Source organism: Actinomadura darangshiensis (assembly GCF_004349235.1).
GTDB lineage: Bacteria > Actinomycetota > Actinomycetes > Streptosporangiales > Streptosporangiaceae > Spirillospora > Spirillospora darangshiensis.
In genome coordinates this window covers 1-3,749 of the sequence record NZ_SMKY01000501.1, presented here as the reverse complement: position 1 = coordinate 3,749, position 3,749 = coordinate 1, and the positions used below count along the sequence as shown (strand labels likewise).

At 69.6% G+C, this 3,749-nt stretch carries 4 protein-coding genes; 3 read left to right on the top strand and 1 reads right to left on the bottom strand.

Features of this window, described 5'->3' with window-relative positions; translation table 11 throughout:
* The 3 genes from E1293_RS45440 to E1293_RS45430 form a co-directional block, all read left to right on the top strand.
* Positions 1-628, top strand: a 628-nt coding sequence (locus E1293_RS45440) for a TetR/AcrR family transcriptional regulator (RefSeq protein WP_132206124.1), incomplete at its 5' end; no start/stop codon positions are given.
* A 143-nt stretch (positions 629-771) separates the two neighbouring features.
* The gene (locus E1293_RS45435; protein ID WP_132206122.1) at positions 772-1,383 is read left to right on the top strand and encodes a hypothetical protein; all 612 of its coding nucleotides are present in this window, start codon (positions 772-774) and stop codon (positions 1,381-1,383) included.
* A gap of 147 nt (positions 1,384-1,530) precedes the next feature.
* Complete coding sequence (locus tag E1293_RS45430) at positions 1,531-2,721, top strand: glycoside hydrolase family 64 protein (protein ID WP_132206120.1); 1,191 nt, start codon at positions 1,531-1,533, stop codon at positions 2,719-2,721.
* Between the two features lie 77 nt (positions 2,722-2,798).
* On the opposite strand, the gene E1293_RS45425 is transcribed toward E1293_RS45430, so the two are convergent.
* Positions 2,799-3,749 (bottom strand): WD40 repeat domain-containing protein (locus E1293_RS45425; protein WP_132206118.1); only part of this gene is annotated, 951 nt, incomplete at its 5' end.

Below are 3,749 nucleotides of genomic sequence, written 5' to 3'. Positions count from 1 at the left end.
CCCCTACCGCGGCGTGCCCGCCGACCAGCGCCGGGCCCGCCGCCGCGCCGCGCTGCTGGCGGCCGGGCTGGAGCTGCTCGGCACCCAGGGGTGGGCCGCCACGACCGTCCGGAAGGTGTGCGCCGAGGCCGGGCTCAACGACCGCTACTTCTACGAGAACTTCCCGGACCGGGACGCCCTGCTCTTGGCGATCATCGACGACCAGGTCGCGCAGGGCACCGACGTGATCCTGTCCGCCGCCCGCGAAGCCCCTCGCCACCCGCGGCCCCGCACCCGCGCCGTGGTGACCGCCATCCTCGACTTCCTGACCGGCGACCCGCGCCGCGCCCACATCCTCACCCACGCGTTCCCCGCGTCACCGCTGCTCCAGCGCCGCCGCGTCGAGATCATCCGGACGATGGCCGCGATCTTCGCCGCCCAGACCCACGAGACCCTGGACCAGGTCCTCCTCCCCGACGTCGACGTGGAACTGACCGGCCTGACCCTCACGGCCGGCCTCTGGGAGCTGTTCACCACCTGGTTCCGCGGCGACCTCGGCATCGACCGCGACCATCTGATCGACTACACGGTCGCCCTCGTCCTGAGCACCACCGAACTCGCCGCCCCCCTCCACCACCATCTGCGCTGACCATCCCGCCGCGATGGCCGAACCATCCGGGCGTCGGACGGTCGTGTCCGTGAGCCCGCGCACGGCGGCTCTCGCGAGCCGGCCACGAAAGAAGGCACGTTGTGAACCAGCACTGGTCTCGGACAGCACATGGAGTCACCCATGTGATCGAACGGTCGGTGATGGCAGGCGGCCGCTCTCGCGAGTACCCGGTGCCGGCCGGCGCCTGGGTGGCGGTAGCGGTCCTTTTCGTCATGACCGTGTCGACCTGGCCGTCGGGCGGCACGAACCCGGAGGATCCGCCTTTCTGGGCGAGCAGTGCGGGGTGGGGCTCGGGGACGTTGTCCGTGGCGGCCGTGGTCGGGCTGATGACGGCCGCGGCGGTCCAGGATGTGCGTGCCACTCGGCGCGATGGGACGCCTGAGCCGATTCGGGCTCCCCGCCTCGGCTTGGCATTGGGCACGTGTGCGTGGTTCCTCGGCGGCCTGTTCTGCCTTCTCACCTTCTTCTACGTCCAGGCGGACGTCTGCGGCGGAGGGGATACCTGGTCGTTCGGATGCCGTAATCGATCGGGCCCGTTTCTCGACGTGCTCGGTCTGGTACTCGCCGCGTCGGCGACTCCGGCGCTGGTGGTCCTGACCATGCCGGCCAACCGGACACGGCTCTCCCGATGGCTGGCACCGGCCCTCATCCTCGGCCTGTACCTGCTGGCGCTCCGGATGTGGGTGCCTCACGTGGGCCTGGGGGTTCCGTCGCGCGAAGAGCTGATGCCGTGAGCGCGGCGGAGTGAGTGCAGGTGGGGGGAGGTAATTGGAAAGAGTCTTGACAGTAGGGGGTTTGTCCGAAACCTTGTATAGCGTTCCATCCTGATACGCGCGTGTCAGACAACGGCAACCGAATCGACCCCCCGCCAGGAGTTTCCGTTGGTCTCCCGCAGATCGTTTCTCGCCGCGGCCGGCACGGCCGCACTCGCCATCCCGTTCGGACGCGACATGCTCGGCAGGCCCGCGTTCGCGGCGCCGTCCACGTGCGGGCTCACGCTCGCCAACCACGGCTCCGCTCCCGTGAACGCCTACATCACCGGCCGCGAGCAGGGCACCGACCGGATGATGCTGCTCCGCGCCGACAGCACGCCCTACCATCTCGAGTCGCCCTCGGCGCCGCAGACCCCGCTCCCGGTGGACTGCGCCATCCCGGTCGGTGCCGGAGGCGAAGCGAACCTCACCCTCGGGCAGATGTACGGCGCCCGCATCTACTTCGTGAAGAACGACAAGCTCGACTTCTACGTCAACCCCGGGCCCGCGCTCGTCGAACCGGCGTTCGCCAACCCGGCCGACGCGAACTACCAGAAGACCTGGTCGTTCTGCGAGTTCACGTTCAACCCGACGCAGATCTTCGCGAACATCTCCTACGTCGACCTGCTGACGGCGCTGCCGCTCGGGCTCAGTCTCGTCGGCGACTCCACGCACACCGTCGCGCCCGCGCCCGCCGGAGCGGTCGACGCGATCGCGAGCGCCCTCGCCGCGCAGAAGGGCGCGGACGGGCAGCCCTGGGACCAGCTCGTCATCCGCAACGGCGGCGGCGTCCTGCGGGTCATCGCACCGCAGGGCTACATGGCGACCAACCCCGGTGCCTTCTCCTCGTACTGGGACGGCTACGTCGGCCAAGTGTGGGACAAGTACGCCGGGACCGACCTCAAGGTCGACCTCCAGGGCGGGCGCGGCGTCTACACCGGACGCGTCAACGGCGGCGTGCTCACGTTCAACGACGGGAGCACGTTCGCGCGGCCCTCGTCCAAGGACATCTTCACCTGCAACGACGGGCCGTTCGCCAACATCCCGAGCGACACCGACATCAAGAAGGGTCTGCTCGCGCGCATCGCCGCGGCGTTCAACCGCAGCACGGTCCTGAGCAGCGCCGACCAGCCGAACGGCACCCCGCAGTCGGACTACTACAAGGACGCGACCACCAACCACTGGGCGCGGATCCTGCACGCCAACACCCCGATCGGGTACGCGTTCCCGTACGACGACGTCTGTCCCGACGGGCAGCCGGACGTCTCGGGCGCCGCCAGTGACGGCAACCCGAAACGCCTGACCGTCACCGTCGGCTAGGCCCGGCCCGCAGTTCACGTTGGTATCGAGCCACGCAAGCGGCGGAAGACTCGCCGCTTGCGTGGCTCACGCCGCTGTCAAGCCGGTGCGCGTTGGGTCGCAGTGGCCACGTTCCACAGCCGGACGGTGCGGTCGCTGCTCGCGGTGGCGAGGGTCTTGCCGTCGGGGCTGAACGCCACCGCCTCAACAGCGCCCGTATGGTCGGTGATGGGCCGACCGAGGGGTTTGCGGGCGACGGCATCCCACAACCGCACCGTCTTGTCTCCGCTGCCGGTGGCCAGGGTCTTGCCGTCGGAGTTGAACGCCACGGCACCGATTCCACCGGTATGGCCGGTGAGAGGTCGACCACGCGGCTTGCGGGTGGCCACGTCCCACAGCCGCACCTCGTAGCCGATGCTTGAGCTCGCAGTGGCGAGGGTCTTGCCGTCAGGTCCGAACGCCACCGCACCGACGCCGCCGGTCTCGCCTTTGAGCCGTCGAAAGCGGGGGTCGCGCTCAGTCATGTCCCACAGCTGCACCTCGCTGCCGACGCTGTTGCCCACGGTGACGAGGACCTTGCCGTCAGGACTGAACAGCACCGCGAGGGCGGCGTAGTTCTGCAGGAGCGGATCGCCGATGGGTTTGCGGGTGTCCGCGTTCCGCAACCACACGCTGCCGTCTTCACCCGCAGTGGCCAGAATCTTGCCGTCGGGGCTGAACGTCACCGACCGGACGGCTTTGAAGTGATCGGTGATGGGCTTGCCGAGGGGTCTGCGGGTGGCGACGTCCCACAGGCGCACCGTCTTGTCGTCACTCACGGACGCCAGGGTCTTGCCGTCCGGGCTGAAAGCCACCGCGTTGACGCCGGCCGTGTGGCCAGTGAGGGGCTGGCCCAGAGGTTTGCGGGCGGCGACGTCCCACAGGCGCACCGTCTTGTCGCCGCTCCCGGTGGCCAGGGATCTGCCGTCAGGGCTGAACGCCACCGCGTTGACGTCGGCCGTATGCCCGGTGAGGGGCTGCCCGATGGCGGCGGGGTTGGCGGGCGTGGG